Source organism: Pseudomonas sp. GW704-F2, from assembly GCF_059423025.1.
This window is the reverse complement of record NZ_JBWKXO010000021.1, coordinates 59,424-78,032: the sequence shown is the minus strand read 5'-3', so window position 1 is coordinate 78,032 and position 18,609 is coordinate 59,424. Positions and strand designations below refer to the sequence as shown.

Below are 18,609 nucleotides of genomic sequence, written 5' to 3'. Positions count from 1 at the left end.
TATAGAAAGGCAGGCAAAAAAGTATGGGGTCGATCTTATTCGGGTGTTCTGACCGCAATGCCCGCTTGGTCCAGGGCTTCACGGGTGGCTTCGACCAATTCCAGGGCGCCGGGGGTGTCGCTGTGCAGGCAGATGGAATCGAATTCGATAAACAGGTCTTCGCCTTCTACGGTGCGTACAAGACCCGTCTGACAAGCCCGTAGGACCCGCGCCGCGACGGTGGCAGGGTCGAGGGCGCGCACCGTGCGGGTGAACACGATGGAGCCGCTCAGGTCGTACTCGCGGTCGGCGTAGAACTCACGCACCACCGGCTGCCCCAGTTCCTTGGCTATGCGCCAGATCACCGAGTTCGGCATGCAGTACAGCAACAGTGTCGGCTCAATCAGTTGCAGGTTTTGCACCAACAACCGCGCGGCGTCTTCATCGCGGGCCAGGTGCATGTAGAGCGCGCCGTGGGGCTTGATGTGTTGCAGGGGCACCCCCTGGGCGCGGGCGATTTCACGCAGGGCGCCGAGCTGGTAGAGCATGTCGTCCACCAACTCCTGGGCCGGCGCGTTGATATGGCGGCGACCGAAGCCCACCAGGTCGCGAAAGCCCGGATGGGCGCCGATGGCGACCCCCAGTTGCTTGGCGCGTGCGACGGTGCGGCGCATGGTGCCGGGGTCGCCGGCGTGGAAGCCGGTGGCGATATTGGCCGAGCTGATGTAGGCCATCAGCTCGGCATCGACGCCATCGCCGATCGTCCAGGGGCCGAAGCCTTCGCCCATGTCTGAATTGAAATCCACTGCCTGCATGAAAAGTCGCTCCGCCAAAGGTGATGCTGAAAAGTAGGCTGCGGCTTGACCCCTTGGGAAGATCTATTATCAGATGGCCTATCTTCTGAAAAACAGATATCGCCATGTCGCTGACCTTGCGCCAAATCCGCTACTTCGTCGCCACCGCCGAGATCGGCCAGATTTCCCAGGCGGCGATTCACCTGAACATCTCCCAATCGGCCGTGACCACGGCGATCAAGGAACTGGAGGCGATGCTCGGCGTGCAATTATTTGTGCGTTCGGCGCAGGGCATGAACCTGACCGACGCCGGGCGGCATTTTCTCAACCGCGCCTATGTGATCGTGCGCAGTGTCGACGACGCGCTGAACAGCCCACTGCCCGACTACCGCGCCAGCGGCGTGCTAAGGGTCGCCGCCAGTTACACGGTGCTCGGTTATTTCCTGCCGCACCATCTGCAGCGCATGGAACACTGGCACCCGGACGTGGCCATCGAGGTGTTCGAGCAGGAGCGCCAGGCCATCGAACACGGCCTGCTCGACGGCCAGTTCGACATGGCGGTGGTGCTCACCGCCAACCTCACCCACGCGGATATCGTGTCGGAAATCCTCTTCAACTCCGAACGCCGCCTGTGGCTGCCCAGCCATCACCCATTGTGCGAACGCGGCGCCGTCAGCCTGGCGGATGTGGCCCGCGAGCCCTACATCCTGCTGACTGTCGACGAAGCCGAACACAGTGCCATGCGCTACTGGGAACAGGCCGGGCAAACGCCCAAGGTGCGGCTGCGCACCAGTTCGGTGGAAGCGGTGCGCAGCATGGTCGCCAATGGCAGCGGCGTGGCGATCCTGTCGGACCTGGTGCATCGGCCCTGGTCCCTGGAAGGCAAGCGCATCGAAACCCTGACCGTGACCGACCCGGTGACGCCCATGAGCGTCGGCCTGGCCTGGCACCGCGAGCGCGCATTTACCCCGGCGATGCAGGCGTTCCGGGACTACTTCCACGACGCCTTCCTGGCCCCGCAGCAGTTGTCGGCGCGGCGTTAGAGTTGGGCTTGCAGCGTCGCGGCCAACCAGTCCATGAACACCCGCACCCGCAGCGGTAAATGCCGCTGCCCGGCATAGAGCAGGGACACGTCCAACGGCGGCGCCGGGTATTCCGGCAAAACCGCCACCAGTTCGCCACTGGCCAACTGATCGCCAATGCCCAGGGCCGGCACCTGGATAATCCCGAAACCGCCCAGGCAAGCCGACTTGTAGGCATCAGTGCTGTTGACCGTGACCCGCCCGGCCATGGGCAGGCGCTGCACCTTGTTGCCCTGCAGGTATTCGAACCCCGCCGAGCGCGAACCCAGCGGGCGCACGTAATGCACCAAGTGGTGGTCGGCCAGGTCGGCCAGCGTCCGCGGCACGCCATAGCGTTGCAGGTAGCCCGCGCTCACGCAGTTGATCATCGGCATGCTGCACAACAACCGGGCGACCACCGACTGGTCCGGCTGCGCACCGACGCGCAGCACGCAATCGAACCCCTCGGCCAACAGGTCGACCTGACGGTCGGTGGCGCTGATTTCCAGCTCGATCAACGGGTGCGCGTCCATGAAATGCGGCAGGCGCGGCAGGATCAAATCCCGCGCCATCATGGTCGGCAGGTCCACCCGAATGCGTCCGGTCAGTTGTGTTTCGTCCTGGCGAAACAAGCCCTCCAGTTCCTCCATGTGCGCAAGCAAGTCCTTGCTGCGTTCATACAGCACGCGGCCGTCCTGGGTCGCCTGCACCTTGCGCGTGGTGCGCTGCAGCAGGCGCGCGCCGAGCAGTTCTTCCAGTGCCTGCACATGCTCGGACACCGTCGAACGCGGCAGGCCCAGGCTCTCGCCGGCGCCGGTGAAACTCGACAGTTCGGTGACGCGCACGAAGGTGCGCAGCAACTCCAGTTTGTTCATGGGATTGTTCGCTTTTTCCGGCCAGTGATTTCGCTTTACCGCTGTTTATCACGTTACAGGCGGACAAATACACTCATTCCCACGATCACCTCAGAGGACTGCACCATGACCCGCAAAATCGCACTGATCACCGGCGCCAGCCGCGGCCTGGGTAGAAGCGCCGCGTTGCGCCTGGCCGCACAAGGCGTGGATATCATCGGCACTTACCACAGCCAGGCGGATGAAGCCCAGGCAGTGGTCGAGCAGATCGAACAATGGGGCGGCCGCGCCGCCATGCTGAAACTGGATGTGAGCCAGAGCGCCACCTTCGACGCGTTCGTCGAAGCCGTCGGCGGCGTGCTCAAGCGTGTTTTCGCACGGGATGATTTCGACTTTCTGATCAACAACGCCGGTATCGGCATCCACGCCAGCTTTGCCGAGACCAGCGAAGCGCAGTTCGACCAACTGGTCGCGATTCAATTCAAAGGCCCGTTTTTCCTGACCCAGAAACTGCTGCCGCTGATCCGTGACGGTGGCCGCATCCTCAATATCTCCAGCGGCCTCGCCCGTTTCAGCCTGCCCGGCTATGCCGCGTATGCGGCGATGAAAGGCGCCATGGAAGTGCTGACCCGCTACCAGGCCAAAGAACTCGGCGCGCGCGGTATCAGCGTCAACATCCTCGCGCCGGGCGCCATCGAAACCGACTTCGGCGGCGGTGCCGTGCGCGACAACGCCAACCTCAACGCGATGGTCGCCAATAACACCGCCCTGGGCCGCGCCGGGTTACCGGATGATATCGGCGGGGCCATTGCCAACCTGCTGGCGGACGGCAGCCACTGGATCACCGGCCAGCGGATCGAGGCTTCGGGCGGCATGTTTCTGTAAGAGCTTTTCGCGCATCACGTCGTAGCCCCAGTGGTACACGTAGGTGTACGGCAGGAAAAACAGCAACACGCCGATATCGAGGATAAACGCCTGCAGCAGGCTGATGTTCAGCCACGCGGCAATCAACGGCACGCACATCAGGACCAGCCCGCCTTCAAACAGCAAGGCGTGCAGCACCCGGGTCCAGCTGTTGTTGGCCAGTTGCAGGCGTGCCTTGAGGCGGTCGAACAGGCCGTTGAAAATCACGTTCCAGGTCAGCGCCATCAGGCTGATTGCCAGGGTGACCATGCCCATTTCCACCGCGGGCTTGTCCATGATCCACGCCAGCAACGGCGTGCAGATCAACAACGCCAGGGCCTCGAAACCGATGGCCTGGCACACACGTTCAGTAATCGACTTGGTAGGGTTCATGCCCCGGCTCCGTGAGTGACTGTGTTGCCATCATTGCGTTTTGTATCGATACTTTATAACCAATAACCATCGATAAAGGCGATAGTCATGGCTTCCCATGAAGTGCTCCAGGCCTTTGTTCAGGCCGCGACCCAAGGCTCGTTTTCTGCGGCGGCACGCAAGCTGGGCAAGAGCCAGTCCACCGTCAGCGCGGCGGTGGCGAGCCTGGAGATTGACCTTGATGTGCTGCTGTTCGACCGCAGCAGCCGCAAGCCGACGCTGACCGCCGCGGGCCATGTGCTGCTGCAACGCGCCGAGCAGGTGCTGGAGGCGAGCAGTCGGCTGGCGTTGGCGGCAAGTCAGCTATCCCTGGGGTTGGAGGCGAAAGTGACGATTGCGATGTCCGACACCTACCAGTCGGAGCGCTTCGAACTTGCACTCAAGGCCTTTGAGCAACGCTACCCCGACCTGGAACTGGAATGGCTGATCGCCGAGTGCGAAGACCTGATAGCCCTGGTGCAAAGTGGCCGGGCCCAGATTGCCCTGGTCGAGGCCCAGGAGGTTTACCCACCCGACCTGAGCCGTTCGCCGGTGGAAGAGCGCACGGAAATTGCCCTGTTCGTCGCGCCCACGCACCCTTTGGCCAGCCTGGAAAGCGTCAACCAACAGGTGTTGCAGCAACACCGTGAGCTGCGCCTGGCGAGCATCATCAACCCGAATGAAACCCGCCCCATGGGCCGCGTCTGGTCGGCGCCGAGTTTTCTGATGCTGATGGAAATGGCCCAGCTCGGTTTTGGCTGGGCCGCACTGCCGCGCTGGTTGGTGGAACGCTTTGGCAATGCCGGGCTGATTGAACTGAGCGTGCGCAGTTGGCCGCGCTCGGTGGCGGTGGATGCGCTGTGGTCGCGGCAATATCCGCCGGGGCCTGCGGGGAGTTGGTTGTTGGGGCAGATGCTCGATTGAGTTCGTCCAGAGCAGGCAGCGCTTGGTGGTCCCACAGAGGAAATGCGTTGGACGCTAGATCGGGGTCAGGCTGGCCAGGCGGCGTTCGAGGAAGTGCTTTTCCGGGGTTTGCCGGGTCAGAGACAGGGCTTTTTCATACGCCAGCCGCGCCTCGTCCAGCCGCCCCAATTGTCGGCAGAATTCGCCACGCGCCGAATGCGCCAGGTGATAGTCCAGCAATTCGCCCCGCGCCAGAATCGCCTCCACCTGTTGCAACCCGGCCAACGGCCCATCGCGCATGGCCAGCGCCACTGCGCGGTTCAGTTCGATCACGGGCGACGGCACGGCGCGGAGCAACACATCGTATAGCCCGACAATCTGCGGCCAGTCGGTGTGCTCGGCACTGGGCGCTTCGGCATGTACCGCCGCAATCGCCGCCTGCAAGCCATAGGGCCCAAAGCGCCGGGTCGTCAGCGCTTGCTCCACCAGTGCGCAGCCTTCGGCAATCAGGGATGCATCCCACAATGCTCGGTCCTGTTCGTCCAGGAGCACCAACTCGCCGCTGGCCGAGGTCCGCGCCGGGCGGCGCGACTCGTGCAGCAGCATCAACGCCAGCAAGCCCATGACTTCCGGCTCCGGCAGCAACTCCAGCAACAAACGGCCGAGGCGGATGGCTTCACGGGTCAGGTCGTCGCGCGTGAGATCCGCGCCCATCGACGCCGAGTAGCCTTCGTTGAACACCAGGTAAATCACACGCAGCACGCTGTCGAGGCGCTCGGGCAATTCGACCAGCGACGGCACCTGATAGGGAATCTTCGCCTCGCGGATCTTGCCCTTGGCCCGCACGATCCGCTGGGCGATGGTGGCCGGCGGGACCAGAAAGGCGCGGGCGATTTCTTCGGTGGTCAGGTCGCAGATTTCACGCAAGGTCAACGGCACTTGGGCGTCAGCCGCCAGCGCCGGGTGGCAGCAGGTGAAGATCAGGCGCAGGCGGTCGTCTTCCACGTCTTCGTCGTCCCAATCGGCCGCTGCCAGCGCATCGGCCTGCGCCTGCAATAACGGGGTGAAACGGGCCTGGCGGCGCAGGCGATCGATGGCCTTGAAGCGCCCGGTCGAGACCAGCCACGCCCGTGGATTGCTCGGCACGCCGTCGTGCTCCCAGCGCTGCATGGCGACCAGGAACGCCTCGTGCAGCGCTTCCTCGGCCAGGTCGAAATCGCCGAGCAGGCGAATCAGCGTCGCCAGCACGCGCCGTGATTCGCGGCGGTAAATCGTCTCGATCGGAGGGGTCAATCGGGCAGATCCCGGGTCACCGGGCGATTGGGCGCGCCGCCCCCAGGTTTAATGGACCTTTCACATTCGGCAGGTTGAGTGTTCATGGGTAAACCTCCTGTTTATGGGTGTTTTGTGTTCAGAGATTCAATTGGCGCACGGGGCGTACTTCCACACTGCCGACCCGGGCCGCCGGAATGCCGCCGGCGACCTGGAGCGCTTCGTTCAAGTCCCGGGCTTCGATCAGGTAAAACCCCGCGAGCTGCTCCTTGGTTTCGGCAAACGGCCCGTCGGTGATCGACAGCTTGCCATTGCGCATACGCACAGTGGTGGCGGTGCTCACCGACTCCAGCGGCTCGGCGGCGAGCATGCGCCCGCTCTTTTGGACGGACTGCGCGTAGGCGAAACACTCCGGGTCGGCCGGGCTGTCCGGCGCGGTGTGCAACACCTGTTCGTTGCTGTAGATCAGGCACAGGTATTTCATGGCGTTCTCCGTTTTCGGACTACTGACTATAGTTCGCGGGGCTCAAGGTTTCAGGTCGAACAGCGCGACGCCGGTGGCCATGTCGAAGGGGGCCGACCAATGCTCATGCACCACCTTCCATTGGCCGTCGACACGCTGGTAACCGACGGTGACGCGCATCCAGCAGGTCTTGAGCACGCCGTCCGGGCCGGTGCCACCGCAGTGAGCCAGCCAATGGGCAAAGGCGCTGTTGTCGGCGGCGACGATATGCAACTCATGGAAGTCGAACACACCGGGGCCGGGGCAGACTTCCATGCACGCCTGCCAGTGCGCGCGGTAGGCCGCCTTGCCCTTGAACTGCAGGGCGCTAACCGCGTCGAACGCGATGATATCGTCGGCGTAAAAGCTGACAATCTTATCGATGTCCTTGGCGACGACGGCTTGTTTCCATTGTTTGATCAGGGTGTGGATTGCAGTGTTCATGGCGATACTCCTGGGGGGTGAAAATCTTCAGAGACACCCTTAGTCGAATGGCCCGCCGCCCGATCGACAGCGCGCTGAAAAAAAATCTCGCAGCGCGCAAACCCGATAGACTGCGCCCTTCTTTGCAGCCGTTCGGACGCCCCGATGCAAACCCGCCTTGTCGCCTACGAGGCGCTGAACGCTGTGCAAACACAGCAAGTCGGCGCGATCGAAGTTCACCCTGAGCAGTTGCCGTTTTGCGGCGACATGTATTGCGCACTCAACACCCTGCTGGTCAACCCCAGCCCCGGCATCAAAGGCTTTGCGCTGCTGGCCGACGATGTGCCCGTGGCCTTCCTCCTGCTCAAATGCCCGCCATGCCTGCCCCATTGGGCCGATGCCCACAGCGCCACGCTGCACGCGTTACAGGTGGATCGCAGCCAACAGGGCCGGGGATTTGGCAAAGCCTGCCTGCAGGCGCTACCCGCGGCGGCGCTTCAGGCCTGGCCGCAGATCAAGGCGCTGGAGTTGTCGGTGGACACGCACAATGTCGCGGCGATGGGCTTGTACCTGGGGCTGGGCTGGGTGGATCGCGGGGAGGCATACAAGGGCCGGGGCGGGTATGAACGCCGTTTGAGTCGGGGCTTGGAGCCGCAGTAGATGTCACGTTGAGATGACAGCGACCAACGCTTGAGGGCACGCTGGATCATGAGCATACCCGCGCAGGAAAAACGGCCGAAGAGTCGCCATCATCTTCGGCCGGCGCTTCAGGCCTTTGCTTCCACAGGCAGCCAGACCTCCACGGTGCCGAGGCCCTTTCTCACATCAAAATCCGCGCTGTACCGCTCAAAATCCACGCCGGCAACCTTGTACCCGGAATGCGGCAACCATTCGAACATGATCCGCTCGTAGGTCTGCGGCAACGCGTGTACCTCGCCATAGTGCGCGAACACGGCATAGTGATGCGGCGGGATTTCGATGAACTCGAAATTGCTCGGCACATCACCCTTGGCGGGGACTTCAACCCCTGCGATGTAGTCGAACTCATCGTGTCTGGGGTTATGACAAACCCCGTAGGTAAAACCGCCCAAACGCTTTTTGATGTATTTGACGCTCTCGTCAAACACGCCCCACAACTTGGGAATATCCCCGGTGGTGGCCTTCGAATAATGCCCTTGCACCCCGGCGATCACCAGGGCCTTGCCCTCTTCCATGCGCGGCTCTAACGGTTGTTGCGTCTGCTGATCCATCTGAACAGTCTCCTTCTTATGAGAGAACAAACCCGTATTGAGTATAGGGGTATATCCGGATTGCACTGCATGTAGAAATTGTTCCTACGCATCTGGACAACTGGCCATCATCAACCGTATTGTCTGCCCCGCAGGCCACCGCAGTGGCCGACGTCGCTCGGACGGTTCCGGGCGCTTACGTACTTTCGAGGCAACAATGGCCGACCAAGGTTTGCCGCGCCGCTTTGCGCGCATAGATCGACTCCCCCCCTACGTTTTCAATATCACTGCCGAGCTGAAGATGGCTGCGCGTCGGCGCGGCGAAGACATCATCGACTTGAGCATGGGCAACCCTGACGGCCCGACCCCACCACATATCGTGGAAAAAATGGTCACCGTCGCCCAGCGTGAAGACACCCACGGTTACTCCACCTCCAAAGGCATTCCGCGCCTGCGCCGGGCGATTTCGCGCTGGTACAAGGACCGTTATGAAGTGGATATCGACCCCGAGTCGGAAGCCATCGTGACCATCGGTTCCAAGGAAGGCCTGGCGCACTTGATGCTGGCCACCCTGGACCAGGGCGACACCGTACTGGTGCCCAACCCGAGCTACCCGATTCATATCTACGGTGCCGTGATTGCCGGCGCCCAGGTGCGTTCGGTGCCGTTGATTCCGGGCGTGGACTTTTTTGCCGAGCTGGAACGGGCGATTCGCGGTTCGATTCCCAAGCCGAAGATGATGATCCTGGGGTTCCCGTCCAACCCGACCGCGCAGTGCGTGGAGCTGGATTTCTTCGAGCGGGTGATCGCCCTGGCCAAGCAGTACGACGTGCTGGTGGTGCATGACCTGGCCTACGCCGACATCGTCTACGACGGCTGGAAAGCCCCGTCGATCATGCAGGTGCCGGGCGCCAAGGACATTGCGGTGGAGTTTTTCACCCTGTCCAAGAGCTACAACATGGCCGGCTGGCGCATTGGTTTCATGGTGGGCAACGCAGAGCTGGTCAACGCCCTGGCGCGGATCAAGAGCTACCACGACTACGGCACCTTCACCCCGTTGCAAGTGGCGGCGATTGCCGCGCTGGAAGGCGACCAACAGTGCGTGAAAGACATCGCCGAGCAGTACCGCCAGCGCCGCAATGTACTGGTCAAAGGCCTGCATGAGTTGGGCTGGATGGTGGAGAATCCCAAGGCGTCGATGTACGTCTGGGCGAAGATCCCCGAAGCGTATGCCGCCATGGGCTCGCTGGAATTTGCCAAGAAGCTGCTGCTCGAAGCCAAGGTGTGCGTGTCGCCGGGGATTGGCTTTGGTGAATATGGCGACGACCATGTGCGCTTTGCACTGATCGAGAACCAGGACCGGATTCGCCAGGCGGTACGCGGGATTCGCGGGATGTTCCGCGCCGATGGCCTCTTACCAAAAACCGGCGTCTAACTCAGTCAAACATGTGGGAGGGGGCTTGCTCCCGATGACAGGGTGTCAGTCACTGTATCGGGTGACTGAAACACCGCTATCGGGGGCAAGCCCCCTCCTACATTTGGATTGGGTTTGCACCCTTGCCTTACGGTGTGTCTGTCACACCACCAACGACAGCAACATAATGAAGATCAGCGCCACCACCGACAGGATGGTCTCCATCGCTGTCCAGGTCTTGAACGTCTCGGCCACGGTCATGTTGAAGTACTGCTTCACCAGCCAGAACCCCGCATCGTTGACGTGAGACAGGATCAACGAACCCGCCCCCGTCGCCAACACCAGTAGCTCGCGGTTAACCCCCGGAATCATGCCCACCACCGGCACCACGATGCCTGCGCCAGTGATGGTCGCGACGGTCGCCGAACCGGTCGCCACCCGAATCACCGCCGCCACCAGCCACGCCAGCAGGATCGGGTTGATCTGCGCGTTCACCGCCATATGGCCGATCACGTCGCCCACGCCGCTGGTCACCAGCATCTGTTTGAAACCACCACCGGCACCGATGATCAGGATGATCGCGGCAGTCGGCGCCAGGCTGGCGTCGAGCAGCTTGAGGATCTGCTTGGAATGGATGCCCTGGCGATGACCGAAGGTGTACAGCGACAGCAGCAACGCCAGCAGCAAGGCACTGATCGGGTGACCGATCATGTCCATCCAGTTGCGCACCACATGACCGTCGGCCAAGGCGATGTCGGCGAAGGTTTTCAGCAGCATCAGGAACACCGGCAGCAGCACGGTGATCAGGGTGATGCTGAAGCTCGGCAGCGTCTTGTGCTCCGACTCGCGGGCCAGTTGGTCGATCAGTTCCTGGGACGGGTTGCCCGGGATGTACTTGGCGATGAACGTACCGAAGATCGGGCCGGCGATGATGGCAGTCGGCAGCGCGACGATCAGGCCGTACAGAATGGTCTTGCCGATGTCCGCGCCAAACACGCCGATGGCCAGCAGCGGGCCCGGGTGCGGTGGCACCAGGCCATGGACCGCCGACAGGCCGGCGAGCAACGGGATGCCGATCTTGATCAGCGACACGCCGGTACGGCGCGCGACGATAAACACCAGCGGGATCAGCAACACAAAACCGATCTCGAAGAACAGCGGGATACCCACCAGGAACGCGGCGAACATCATCGCCCACTGGACCTTTTCCTTGCCGAAGGCGCGGATCAGGGTCTGGGCGATCTGATCGGCACCGCCGGATTCGGCCATCATCTTGCCGAGCATCGTACCCAGCGCGAGGATAATGCCGACAAAGCCGAGCACCCCGCCGAAGCCGTCCTGGAAGGCCTTGATGATCTTGTCCACGGGCATGCCCGAGGTCAGGCCAAGGAAGCCGGCGGCGATGATCAACGCGATAAACGGGTGAACCTTGAACTTGGTGATCAAGAAGATCAGACCAATGATAGTGACCACTGCATCAAGCAGCAGGTAGGACTCGTGGGACATGCCAAACATGGGGGTCTCTCCTGTTTGTTGTTGTTATTAAAGCGGGTGTTGAGTTTGCTGTCGGAGATAGCGCTATCTTTTCCGACACAAAAATTAATGAGCGGGTTCAAAACCGTGTTTGCACCACCACGCATGGGTTTGCTCGGCCAACGCCTCGACGCTGTCTTCGCTGGCATTGAGGGCCAGGGTCAGCGGCTCGCCGATGGGCGATTCAAGGGTGGCGAACTGGCTGTCGATCAGGCTTGCCGGCATGAAATGCCCGGGGCGATGGGACACGCGGTCGGCGGCGACTTCGCGGCTCAGTTCCAGAAACACAAAGCCCAGGCCCGGCGCGGCTTCGCGCAGGTGGTCGCGGTATTTCTTTTTCAGCGCGGAACAGGTGAGGACCGGGTGTTCGCCGGCCTTGAGCGAACGGCGTAACTCATCGCACAGGATGTCGAGCCAGCCGGCGCGGTCGTTGTCGTCGAGGGGGTGGCCGGCGCTCATTTTTTCGATGTTCGCGGCGGGGTGAAAGCTGTCGCCTTCAATGGCGGTGGCACCGTTCAGGCGGCACACGGCCTCACTGACGCTGGTCTTGCCGCAGCCGGCGACACCCATGATGACCAGGGCGGTAACAGGTTGACTCATGAAACACCTCAGGACGCAGATAGCGCTACCTTTGCACGCTGTAAGGCGAGTGCAAAAACAGGCTTTTCCCGCGCCGTCTTGTCTTTTTTTATGGAGTGACGCGTGCATCCGCTCCAAGCATTTGAACTGGATCAGGCAACCCAGCATTCAAGCATTTGCAGCCGTTTGGAGACAGCGCTACCTTAGTGCCTCGATTTTTGTTTGGCAAGCCGCCTGATGACCTCCAAGAACGATAAAAATACACGCACCACGGGTCGCCCGACCCTCAATGAAGTCGCCCGCCTGGCCGGCGTCAGCCCGATTACCGCTTCCCGCGCCTTGCGTGGCATCAGCACCGTGGCCACCGAACTGGTGGAAAAAGTGCAACGGGCCGCCGCCGAGTTGAACTACGTGGTCAACCCCGCCGCCCGCGCCCTGGCCTCGGCCCAGAGCCATTCGGTGGTGGTGCTGGTGCCCTCGCTGTCCAACCTGCTGTTTATCGAAACCCTCGAAGCGATCCACCAGGTGCTGCGGCCCAAGGGCTTTGAAGTGCTGATCGGCAACTCCCACTATTCCCGCGACGAAGAAGAGACCTTGCTGCGCAACTACATGGCCTACCAGCCGCGGGGTTTGCTGCTGACCGGGTTCGATCGGACCGAAAGCGCGCGACGGATGGTCGAGGCCAGCAATGTGCCGTGCGTGTACATGATGGATCTGGACCCCAACGCTGGCGTGAACTGCGTGGGCTTTTCGCAGTTGGCGGCGGGTGAGACGGCAGCGGCGCATTTGCTGTCCCGTGGGCGCAAGCGCCTAGCGTATATCGGCGCGCAACTGGACCAACGCACCTTGCTGCGCGGCGAAGGCTTCCGCCGTGCGCTGCAACAGGCCGGGCTGTACGACCCGGCGCTGGAACTGTTGACGCCACGCCCCTCCTCCGTGGGCCTGGGCGGCGAGTTGTTCTTGCAGTTGCTGGCGGCCCATCCGGATGTGGATGCGATCTTCTTCGGCAACGACGACCTGGCCCAGGGCGCGCTGCTCGAAGCCCTGCGTCACGGCATCAACGTCCCGGGGCGCGTAGCCGTGCTGGGTTTCAACGACCTGCCCGCCTCCTCCTTCATGGTGCCGCGCCTGAGCAGCATCAGCACGCCGCGCGAGGCCATCGGTCGGCGCGCGGCGGAGCATCTGCTGACGGTCATGGCGGGGAACAAGATCGCCAAGCCGGTGGTGGACATGGGGTTTGAGTTGCAGGTGCGGGAGAGCACGTAGGACGCGGCTGACATTGCGATGTTGCCCTGGCAATTCATCAGTTGAGGGATCTGAGCGTATTGCCAGTGGGCAAAGCCATGGCCCCACACACATTTTTAACCGTGCCCGCTTGAAGGCATCGCCGTAGTGCCCGCCCCCTGCTAGATTGAGTGTTCTCCACTGCCAGAGAAGCACCATGGGACACTCACTGAAAATCTTGGGTCGCGCTTCGTCCATCAACGTGCGCAAAGTGCTCTGGACCTGCCAGGAACTGGGCATCGACTATGTGCGCGAAGACTGGGGCATCGGCTTCAAGCCGACCCAATCCGCCGAATTCCTTGCCCTGAACCCCAACGCCCAAGTGCCGGTGCTGATCGACGACCACGGTGTGCTGTGGGAATCCAACACCATCTGTCGCTATCTGGTGAACCTCTACCAACGCCACGACCTACTGCCTCTCGAGCCCGCCCCTCGCGCCCGGGTCGAGCAGTGGATGGACTGGCAAGCCACCGAACTCAACCCGTCCTGGGGCTATGCCTTCCAGGCCTTGGTGCGCAACAGCCCCGATCATCAGGACCCGCAGCGCATCAAGGCGGGCGTGCAAGCCTGGCACGACAAGATGGGCCTGCTGGAACAACAGTTGGCAAAGACCGGTGCCTACGTGGCCGGCGACGAATTCACCCTGGCTGACATCCTCATCGGCCTCTCGGTTCACCGCTGGCAGATGACGCCGATGGAGCGCCCGTCCTACCCGGCAGTTGCCGCGTATTACCAGCGCCTTGGCCAGCATGCCGGCTTTAAGACCTTCGCCCTCGACGGCCATGACTGATCACAAAGACGGCAACGTGAAAGGACTCAACGCACAGCTCTCAGGTGCCTGCGACAGAATCGGCAAAACGCTTTTTTCGAAACATCGAAAGACCGTCTGTCAGGAAAGCGCAGGGACCTGTCAGGTCTGACAGTAGCCCCGTTTCTCCTCTTCGCCTATTCATAAGCACACGCAATGTGCAACACATTGCCCCTTGAATATGGAGAAGCAATCATGGGTTCGGTACTGGGTAAAAACGATGCAATCTCTGGGGTAATAGCCGGATGGACGGTTCCCTTTAGCACAGACTTTGTAGCTCATTTGAATGGCGGGTCAGGCTTTAATTCAACAGTCGGGATCATGACCGATTTCGCCCTGCTTAAAATCAGCATTGACCAAAATATCAAGGAAGGCGAGACCTACGAGATTGGTGCAACGGCCAGTGAAGACCACAAGGTAAGGCTTGAATTTGACGACACGAGGTCAGGTGAACAGGGCACCTATTTGGCAACCAGCGGAAAATTCACCGTGTTGTACCTGCAAGGCCGCGTCCTGAAGGCGTCCTTTCACTTCAAGGCCAAAACGGCGGCACTTCACCATGCCCTGGAAATGGACTTCACGAGCGGATCGTTCATCGTCGAGGACTTCAAACACGACTGAACGGCCCTGCCACCGGGAAGGTACTGCACAAGATGGCCTGTCGACGGCAACGTTTGGCCGGCGCCAGAACAATGTTTGCCGCTAGCGCCATGCCAGCCCCCCGTAAAACCGGGGCTGTGCACCCGGCACGCTATTTGCTCCAGCTGACGCATCGAACATTTGCATAGGTGCCCGATCATGCTGATTAACAACAACACTCAAGCCTTGTCGACCGTCGAAAAGCTCAAGCGCCCCGACATGGACCCCGCCAACGCCGCCGCCAGCACGCTGTACAGCGGTGCCCTGCAAACGGCGCAGCAAAGTGTGAGCGTACCCGCCGCGCAAACCCAACTGGACAAGGCCGCCGACCGCATCGACGAAGCCTTCGCCAAGACCCGCGTGCAGTTGCAGGCCTCAACGGCCGCCACCCCGGCGACCACGGATGTGCCCGCAGCCGGTTCTACCACGAGTGCCGCGCGCGCAGACTTCACCGATTACATGAGTAAAACCCCGGCCGAACGCATTCGCGAACAGTTGCTCAAGGAGCAGGGGTTGACCGAGGCGGAGGTGCAGACAATGCCGCAGGAAAAACAGGATGCAATCGCCAAGCAAGTGGCTGATCGTCTGAAGCAACAGCAAGAGCAGCAGGTAGCCGTGAAGACGGCAGAGCCACAAGCGCAATCGGTGAAAGAGACCTTGGCCGCGATCTAAGCGACCCGGCCAATGGGGCCATTCGATCGCGCAGTAACGCCGTGTGCCAGGACGTTGATTTCCCGGCACTGGGTGCCATCACGCTAGTTGGGCATCGACAGCTCAGAGCAGGTGTGTCCTGCTCTGTGCGGTAAGGCGGGAACATCTTGCAGATCGTAGGCTTCTACACGTTCAACTCAGTGACCGAACAGCCCTGTCTCGGATTTCTTGGCTTTCTTGTCAGCGCGTTTTTCATCGGCGGTCTTTGCCGGTTTTTTCTTCGCGGCTTTCTTTGAATCCATACCTTTGGCCATGATGCATGCTCCACTTACAGGGGATGTAACAGTGGGTATACCACCTATTGCCGCACATTAGGCGCTTATAATCCCCGGCCCTGGATAACGCCTGCCTGAACACCATGCCCGAATTGCACATCGAACCGCTGGCAGAGCCCCTGTGGCCGCTGCTGAACAAGTTTTATCGTCACCACGATTCGCCGATGAAGACACTCAAAGGCGGACGTCTGTGGGTGGCGCGGGACCGCGAGATCGTCGCCGGCTTATGCCTGACGCCAGTGGTGGGCGGGCAATGGTTGACCGGGGTGTTTGTCGACCCGGCCTATCGCGGTCAGGGGCTGGCGGCGCGCTTGATTCGTCAAGCGGTGGCCGATGGGGAGGGTACGGTCTGGCTGATGTGTCATCCGGACCTGGAAGGCTGGTATCAATGCATGGGTTTCACCCAAGATACCGTGCTGCCGCAGTCCCTCAGCGAACGGTTGGTGCGCTACAAGCGCAACAAGCCGATGATCGCGATGGGCATGGAACGCGCCTTGTAACCTCCCGTGGGAGCTGAGGTTGACGTTGCGTTGTGTCAGGAGGCTACTCGTCGGCCGTCGGGTCCATGTCGGGGAACATCACCTCGATGAACCCGAACTTGCTGAAGTCGCTAATCCGCGACGGGTACAAGCGGCCGATCAGGTGATCGCACTCGTGCTGCACCACCCGCGCATGGAAGCCATCGGCAATGCGGATGATCGGTTCGCCCTTGGGGTCGAAACCTTCGTAGCGGATCTGCTGATAACGGTCCACCGCGCCACGCAGGCCGGGCACGGACAGGCAGCCTTCAAAGCCCTCTTCCATGATCGGACTGAGCGGCGTGATCAGTGGGTTGATCAAAATCGTCTGTGGTACGGCCGGCGCATCCGGGTAGCGTTCGCTGCTCTCGAAACCAAAGATCACCAGTTGCAGGTCAACACCGATCTGCGGCGCGGCCAGGCCGACACCGCCGACGTGCTCCATGGTCTGGAACATGTCATCGATCAGTTGCCACAGTTCGGGGCTGTCGAACATTTCCGGTGGAACCGGCGGGGCGATACGCAGCAGGCGCTCGTCGCCCATTTTCAGGATTTCACGGATCATCAATCAGACTTCATCGGGAGTGGGCTTGGAATGGTCTCGGCCAAGACCGGAGACGTGCTTTTTTTCACCGGCATGGGTGTTTTCATCGAATGTCTTTTCTCCCGGGTCCTTGCCTTCGGCCGACATGTGCTCGATCACGGCATTCATCTCCGCCCCCAGCAACAACACGGCGGCGGAAATATAGAAGTACAGGAGCAGAACAATGATCGCGCCGATGCTGCCATACATGGCGTTGTAGTCGGCGAAGGTTTTGACGTAATAGCCAAAGCCCAGGGACGCGACGATCCACACCACCACCGCCAGCACCGAGCCTGGGGTGATGAAGCGGAATTTCTGCTGCACGTCAGGCATCACGTAATACATGAGGGCCACGGCGAACATCAGCAGGATCACAATCAGCGGCCAGCGCAGGATGGTCCACAGCGTGACCACGAATTCCTGCATGCCGATCTGCCCTGCCAGCCATTCCATGACCTGCGGGCCGAGCACCATCAGCGCGGCGGCGGCGAGCAACATGCCAGCGATGCCGACGGTGTAGAAAATCGACAGCGGGAAACGCTTCCAGATCGGCCGGCCTTCGATCACGTCGTAGGCGGCGTTCATCGCGCTCATCATCAGGCGCACGCCGGCCGACGCGGTCCACAGGGCAATCACGATACCCACCGAAAGCAGACCGCCCTTGGACTGCTGCAACTGGTCGATCACCGGGTTGACCTGCTCGAGAGCCTGGGGCGGCAACACCAGTTCCGACTGCAGGCGCAGCCAGGTGAAGAAGTCCGGCAAATGCAGGAAACCGATCAACGCAATGAGAAACAGCAGGAACGGAAACAACGAGAACAGCATCTGGTAGGCCAGTGCCGAGGCGTAGGTGGACATCTCGTCGTTGACGAATTCCTTGACCGTGCGTACCAGCACCTGGTGCAGCTTGAGACCATCGAGTACCGGAAAAATCATAGCGTCTCCTTTCGCCGCAAAAAGTCAGGTTCGTGGGCGACTCAGGGGCCGTTTTCTACATCAAGGTAGCCTATTTGGCGACATTGAAACAATTTCGAAAGATTAACCGCTTCAGGTGACACAAAAACGGCCATCCGTGGATGGCCGTCGGGCTGGGTGAATCCAACCGGCGAATCAGGGTCACTTGATCGCTTTCTTCACCGCATCCTTGATATCACCCACGGCTTTCTGCACTTCGCCTTTCTTTTCCTGGACCACCCCTTCAGCGCGCAGCTTGTCGTTACCGGTCACTTTGCCGACACCTTGCTTGATGTTGCCGACTGCTTCGTTGGCGACGCCTTTTACCTTATCCGATGTGCTGCTCATGGTATTTCTCCTGGAACAATCGAGGGCTTTTGGTCATTACCTAGAGATTGACCCAGGGCTGTTCGGCAGAGTTTCAATTATTTTTACGCGGGCATTTCATCGCCGACAGCAGGTTTGGCTTTATGTTTTGCGGCCAACCCACGAGAATGCCCGGCACATTCAGGCTACAACGCTGAATAACAGATCCCGTAGGAAGGTTATGAAACTCAATAAAGCACAGGCCATCGCCCGCAGAAACCAGGAACTGGGCGGTGCCGTACTCGGCGTCAACAACTGCCACTTCACCGACCTGGACCGCAAACGCAACATCTGGTGGTTCGACCTGCCGGTGGCGCGGATCGCGGTGGGCCAGTACGAGTGGATTCACTTGTTGCTGCACAACGCCGAGACTGACCAGTTGCTGCACCTGAAGGTGCCGACGGTGTTCCTGCGTGAAAAGCTCGAAGGCTTGGTGGTGCGCAATGCGGGCAAGCGCAAGCCAGAGATTACCCTGGAACTGAGCGCGGACAAGGACTCGTTCCTCAAGGATGTACGCCCAGCCGGTGCTGGCGTCAGCTTCGCGCCATTCACCCTGTAGGAACGCCGTCAGAATGTGCGAGGGGGCTTGCTCCCGATAGCGGTGGTTCAGTCAC

Annotated in this window: 23 protein-coding genes; 11 read left to right on the top strand and 12 right to left on the bottom strand. The window is 61.1% G+C overall.

Annotated elements, in window-relative coordinates:
* Positions 1 to 35 precede the first annotated feature (35 nt).
* Positions 36 to 794: a 5-oxoprolinase subunit PxpA gene (locus tag AC07W0_RS18620; RefSeq protein ID WP_057004500.1), complete on the bottom strand. Its 759-nt coding sequence runs from the start codon at positions 792 to 794 to the stop codon at positions 36 to 38.
* Positions 795 to 898: 104 nt separating this feature from the next.
* Here AC07W0_RS18620 and AC07W0_RS18615 point away from each other — a divergent pair, with 104 nt between their 5' ends.
* Positions 899 to 1,816, top strand: coding sequence for a LysR family transcriptional regulator (locus AC07W0_RS18615; RefSeq protein ID WP_046489870.1), 918 nt, complete (start codon positions 899 to 901; stop codon positions 1,814 to 1,816).
* On the opposite strand, the gene AC07W0_RS18610 is transcribed toward AC07W0_RS18615, so the two are convergent.
* Complete coding sequence (locus AC07W0_RS18610; protein WP_017847218.1) at positions 1,813 to 2,709, bottom strand: LysR family transcriptional regulator; 897 nt, start codon at positions 2,707 to 2,709, stop codon at positions 1,813 to 1,815. The two genes, AC07W0_RS18615 and AC07W0_RS18610, sit on opposite strands and share 4 nt — an antisense overlap.
* A gap of 105 nt (positions 2,710 to 2,814) precedes the next feature.
* Here AC07W0_RS18610 and AC07W0_RS18605 point away from each other — a divergent pair, with 105 nt between their 5' ends.
* Positions 2,815 to 3,573, top strand: coding sequence for an SDR family NAD(P)-dependent oxidoreductase (locus tag AC07W0_RS18605; protein WP_017847217.1), 759 nt, complete (start codon positions 2,815 to 2,817; stop codon positions 3,571 to 3,573).
* Here the strand turns inward: AC07W0_RS18605 and AC07W0_RS18600 are convergent.
* Positions 3,472 to 3,984, bottom strand: a complete 513-nt coding sequence (locus tag AC07W0_RS18600) for a multidrug/biocide efflux PACE transporter (RefSeq protein ID WP_102617872.1) — start codon at positions 3,982 to 3,984, stop codon at positions 3,472 to 3,474. The genes AC07W0_RS18605 and AC07W0_RS18600 overlap by 102 nt on opposite strands.
* An 87-nt stretch (positions 3,985 to 4,071) precedes the next feature.
* Here AC07W0_RS18600 and AC07W0_RS18595 point away from each other — a divergent pair, with 87 nt between their 5' ends.
* Positions 4,072 to 4,926, top strand: a complete 855-nt coding sequence (locus AC07W0_RS18595; protein ID WP_102617873.1) for a LysR family transcriptional regulator — start codon at positions 4,072 to 4,074, stop codon at positions 4,924 to 4,926.
* Between the two features lie 54 nt (positions 4,927 to 4,980).
* On the opposite strand, the gene AC07W0_RS18590 is transcribed toward AC07W0_RS18595, so the two are convergent.
* From AC07W0_RS18590 to AC07W0_RS18580, 3 genes are all read right to left on the bottom strand, one after another.
* Entirely contained in the window at positions 4,981 to 6,198 is a 1,218-nt protein-coding gene (locus tag AC07W0_RS18590) for an RNA polymerase sigma factor (RefSeq protein WP_102617874.1), read from the bottom strand.
* A gap of 118 nt (positions 6,199 to 6,316) precedes the next feature.
* Entirely contained in the window at positions 6,317 to 6,661 is a 345-nt protein-coding gene (locus AC07W0_RS18585; protein ID WP_017847213.1) for a YciI family protein, read from the bottom strand.
* Positions 6,662 to 6,703: 42 nt separating this feature from the next.
* Complete coding sequence (locus AC07W0_RS18580) at positions 6,704 to 7,123, bottom strand: YybH family protein (RefSeq protein WP_046382301.1); 420 nt, start codon at positions 7,121 to 7,123, stop codon at positions 6,704 to 6,706.
* 144 nt (positions 7,124 to 7,267) lie between these two features.
* Here AC07W0_RS18580 and AC07W0_RS18575 point away from each other — a divergent pair, with 144 nt between their 5' ends.
* On the top strand, positions 7,268 to 7,762 hold the full coding sequence (locus tag AC07W0_RS18575) for a GNAT family N-acetyltransferase (RefSeq protein ID WP_102617875.1): 495 nt from the start codon (positions 7,268 to 7,270) through the stop codon (positions 7,760 to 7,762).
* Between the two features lie 107 nt (positions 7,763 to 7,869).
* Here the strand turns inward: AC07W0_RS18575 and AC07W0_RS18570 are convergent, their stop codons facing one another.
* Positions 7,870 to 8,352 carry a GyrI-like domain-containing protein gene (locus AC07W0_RS18570; protein WP_017847210.1) on the bottom strand — a complete coding sequence of 161 codons (483 nt, stop codon included), beginning with the start codon at positions 8,350 to 8,352 and terminating at the stop codon, positions 7,870 to 7,872.
* Between the two features lie 196 nt (positions 8,353 to 8,548).
* Between AC07W0_RS18570 and alaC the strand changes: the two genes are divergently transcribed.
* Positions 8,549 to 9,766: an alanine transaminase gene (alaC, locus tag AC07W0_RS18565; protein ID WP_017847209.1), complete on the top strand. Its 1,218-nt coding sequence runs from the start codon at positions 8,549 to 8,551 to the stop codon at positions 9,764 to 9,766.
* 141 nt (positions 9,767 to 9,907) lie between these two features.
* Here the strand turns inward: alaC and AC07W0_RS18560 are convergent, their stop codons facing one another.
* Positions 9,908 to 11,260 (bottom strand): GntP family permease, encoded by a 1,353-nt coding sequence (locus tag AC07W0_RS18560; protein WP_057004503.1) that lies wholly within the window; start codon positions 11,258 to 11,260, stop codon positions 9,908 to 9,910.
* An 84-nt stretch (positions 11,261 to 11,344) separates the two neighbouring features.
* On the bottom strand, positions 11,345 to 11,878 hold the full coding sequence (locus AC07W0_RS18555) for a gluconokinase (protein ID WP_017847207.1): 534 nt from the start codon (positions 11,876 to 11,878) through the stop codon (positions 11,345 to 11,347).
* Positions 11,879 to 12,091: 213 nt separating this feature from the next.
* On the opposite strand from AC07W0_RS18555, the gene gntR reads away from it, so the two are divergent.
* The 5 genes from gntR to AC07W0_RS18530 all read left to right on the top strand — a co-directional run bounded on the left by gntR (position 12,092) and on the right by AC07W0_RS18530 (position 16,074).
* Complete coding sequence (gene gntR / locus AC07W0_RS18550; RefSeq protein WP_162231529.1) at positions 12,092 to 13,123, top strand: HTH-type transcriptional regulator GntR; 1,032 nt, start codon at positions 12,092 to 12,094, stop codon at positions 13,121 to 13,123.
* 175 nt (positions 13,124 to 13,298) lie between these two features.
* Positions 13,299 to 13,931, top strand: a complete 633-nt coding sequence (locus tag AC07W0_RS18545; protein ID WP_017847205.1) for a glutathione S-transferase family protein — start codon at positions 13,299 to 13,301, stop codon at positions 13,929 to 13,931.
* Between the two features lie 213 nt (positions 13,932 to 14,144).
* The gene (locus AC07W0_RS18540) at positions 14,145 to 14,570 is read left to right on the top strand and encodes a hypothetical protein (protein WP_046489885.1); all 426 of its coding nucleotides are present in this window, start codon (positions 14,145 to 14,147) and stop codon (positions 14,568 to 14,570) included.
* A gap of 177 nt (positions 14,571 to 14,747) precedes the next feature.
* Entirely contained in the window at positions 14,748 to 15,260 is a 513-nt protein-coding gene (locus tag AC07W0_RS18535) for a hypothetical protein (protein WP_057004505.1), read from the top strand.
* A gap of 397 nt (positions 15,261 to 15,657) precedes the next feature.
* A complete protein-coding gene (locus AC07W0_RS18530) occupies positions 15,658 to 16,074 on the top strand; it encodes a GNAT family N-acetyltransferase (protein ID WP_102617876.1) in 417 nt (138 codons plus the stop codon).
* Positions 16,075 to 16,117: 43 nt separating this feature from the next.
* Here AC07W0_RS18530 and def read toward each other — a convergent pair whose 3' ends face one another.
* The 3 genes from def to AC07W0_RS18515 form a co-directional block, all read right to left on the bottom strand.
* Positions 16,118 to 16,657: a peptide deformylase gene (gene def, locus AC07W0_RS18525; RefSeq protein WP_046489890.1), complete on the bottom strand. Its 540-nt coding sequence runs from the start codon at positions 16,655 to 16,657 to the stop codon at positions 16,118 to 16,120.
* A 3-nt stretch (positions 16,658 to 16,660) separates the two neighbouring features.
* On the bottom strand, positions 16,661 to 17,611 hold the full coding sequence (locus AC07W0_RS18520) for a YihY/virulence factor BrkB family protein (protein WP_017847200.1): 951 nt from the start codon (positions 17,609 to 17,611) through the stop codon (positions 16,661 to 16,663).
* 180 nt (positions 17,612 to 17,791) lie between these two features.
* Positions 17,792 to 17,977, bottom strand: a complete 186-nt coding sequence (locus tag AC07W0_RS18515) for a CsbD family protein (protein WP_046382290.1) — start codon at positions 17,975 to 17,977, stop codon at positions 17,792 to 17,794.
* A 199-nt stretch (positions 17,978 to 18,176) separates the two neighbouring features.
* Here AC07W0_RS18515 and AC07W0_RS18510 point away from each other — a divergent pair, with 199 nt between their 5' ends.
* The gene (locus AC07W0_RS18510) at positions 18,177 to 18,554 is read left to right on the top strand and encodes a hypothetical protein (RefSeq protein ID WP_017847198.1); all 378 of its coding nucleotides are present in this window, start codon (positions 18,177 to 18,179) and stop codon (positions 18,552 to 18,554) included.
* The last annotated feature ends 55 nt before the right edge of the window (positions 18,555 to 18,609 follow it).

Coding starts and splice junctions, on each gene's coding strand:
- AC07W0_RS18595 (WP_102617873.1), top strand. CDS start 4,072: ATGGCTTCCCATGAAGTGCTCCAGGCCTTTGTTCAGGCCGCGACCCAA.
- AC07W0_RS18530 (WP_102617876.1), top strand. CDS start 15,658: ATGCCCGAATTGCACATCGAACCGCTGGCAGAGCCCCTGTGGCCGCTG.
- AC07W0_RS18555 (WP_017847207.1), bottom strand. CDS start 11,878: ATGAGTCAACCTGTTACCGCCCTGGTCATCATGGGTGTCGCCGGCTGC.
- AC07W0_RS18615 (WP_046489870.1), top strand. CDS start 899: ATGTCGCTGACCTTGCGCCAAATCCGCTACTTCGTCGCCACCGCCGAG.
- AC07W0_RS18515 (WP_046382290.1), bottom strand. CDS start 17,977: ATGAGCAGCACATCGGATAAGGTAAAAGGCGTCGCCAACGAAGCAGTC.
- AC07W0_RS18580 (WP_046382301.1), bottom strand. CDS start 7,123: ATGAACACTGCAATCCACACCCTGATCAAACAATGGAAACAAGCCGTC.
- AC07W0_RS18575 (WP_102617875.1), top strand. CDS start 7,268: ATGCAAACCCGCCTTGTCGCCTACGAGGCGCTGAACGCTGTGCAAACA.
- AC07W0_RS18535 (WP_057004505.1), top strand. CDS start 14,748: ATGCTGATTAACAACAACACTCAAGCCTTGTCGACCGTCGAAAAGCTC.
- def (WP_046489890.1), bottom strand. CDS start 16,657: ATGATCCGTGAAATCCTGAAAATGGGCGACGAGCGCCTGCTGCGTATC.
- AC07W0_RS18585 (WP_017847213.1), bottom strand. CDS start 6,661: ATGAAATACCTGTGCCTGATCTACAGCAACGAACAGGTGTTGCACACC.
- AC07W0_RS18620 (WP_057004500.1), bottom strand. CDS start 794: ATGCAGGCAGTGGATTTCAATTCAGACATGGGCGAAGGCTTCGGCCCC.
- AC07W0_RS18520 (WP_017847200.1), bottom strand. CDS start 17,611: ATGATTTTTCCGGTACTCGATGGTCTCAAGCTGCACCAGGTGCTGGTA.
- AC07W0_RS18605 (WP_017847217.1), top strand. CDS start 2,815: ATGACCCGCAAAATCGCACTGATCACCGGCGCCAGCCGCGGCCTGGGT.
- AC07W0_RS18540 (WP_046489885.1), top strand. CDS start 14,145: ATGGGTTCGGTACTGGGTAAAAACGATGCAATCTCTGGGGTAATAGCC.
- AC07W0_RS18600 (WP_102617872.1), bottom strand. CDS start 3,984: ATGAACCCTACCAAGTCGATTACTGAACGTGTGTGCCAGGCCATCGGT.
- alaC (WP_017847209.1), top strand. CDS start 8,549: ATGGCCGACCAAGGTTTGCCGCGCCGCTTTGCGCGCATAGATCGACTC.
- AC07W0_RS18570 (WP_017847210.1), bottom strand. CDS start 8,352: ATGGATCAGCAGACGCAACAACCGTTAGAGCCGCGCATGGAAGAGGGC.
- AC07W0_RS18560 (WP_057004503.1), bottom strand. CDS start 11,260: ATGTTTGGCATGTCCCACGAGTCCTACCTGCTGCTTGATGCAGTGGTC.
- AC07W0_RS18545 (WP_017847205.1), top strand. CDS start 13,299: ATGGGACACTCACTGAAAATCTTGGGTCGCGCTTCGTCCATCAACGTG.
- AC07W0_RS18510 (WP_017847198.1), top strand. CDS start 18,177: ATGAAACTCAATAAAGCACAGGCCATCGCCCGCAGAAACCAGGAACTG.
- AC07W0_RS18610 (WP_017847218.1), bottom strand. CDS start 2,709: ATGAACAAACTGGAGTTGCTGCGCACCTTCGTGCGCGTCACCGAACTG.